This window comes from Buttiauxella gaviniae ATCC 51604 (assembly GCF_001654835.1).
In the GTDB taxonomy this organism is placed as follows: domain Bacteria; phylum Pseudomonadota; class Gammaproteobacteria; order Enterobacterales; family Enterobacteriaceae; genus Buttiauxella; species Buttiauxella gaviniae.
Genome location: NZ_LXEP01000104.1, coordinates 1 through 486, shown reverse-complemented (window position 1 = coordinate 486; position 486 = coordinate 1). Strand labels below are relative to the sequence as shown.

Genomic DNA, 486 nt, shown 5'->3' with positions numbered 1-486 from the left:
TTTTCCTGAGGCGGGTAACGCAGGGATGGCTGTCTGGAATGCCCGTGGGCAATGTGTATTTTCAACAAATAAACGCCCTTTTATTGTGAAGGAGCGCTGGACGAAATCCCGGGACGCTACAAATGTGGATGGGATGATCGTATTGGATATGCCCGGTTACTGGGTATGGAGACCAGGCGGAGGTGGTACCCAGTTCCAGAATATGGGTTATGTACGAAACGGCTTAAGCCTTTCGGTTCAGCCAGGAGAGGTGACAGGATTTGCATACGCCTACCCTGATAACAGTATCGTTTCACCGCTCCCAACCTTGATACTCCCCCCACTGTATTAATCGCGGCAGTAGGTCGCTCGCACACATTACATATGAATACCCGCTTCGGCGGGTTTTTTATTGTCAGGAGAAAACATGATTTACACCACAGGCACTATTGCAGGCAATGGCAGCACCATCACCGGTACCGGCACAAACTTTACTGCTGCAGGCAG

1 protein-coding gene is annotated in these 486 nt (G+C 50.6%); it reads left to right on the top strand.

Features of this window, described 5'->3' with window-relative positions; all coding sequences use genetic code 11:
* On the top strand, positions 1-331 hold a 331-nt coding region (locus tag M977_RS25735; RefSeq protein WP_245163553.1), incomplete at its 5' end, for a DUF6453 family protein.
* Positions 332-486: the final 155 nt, after the last annotated feature.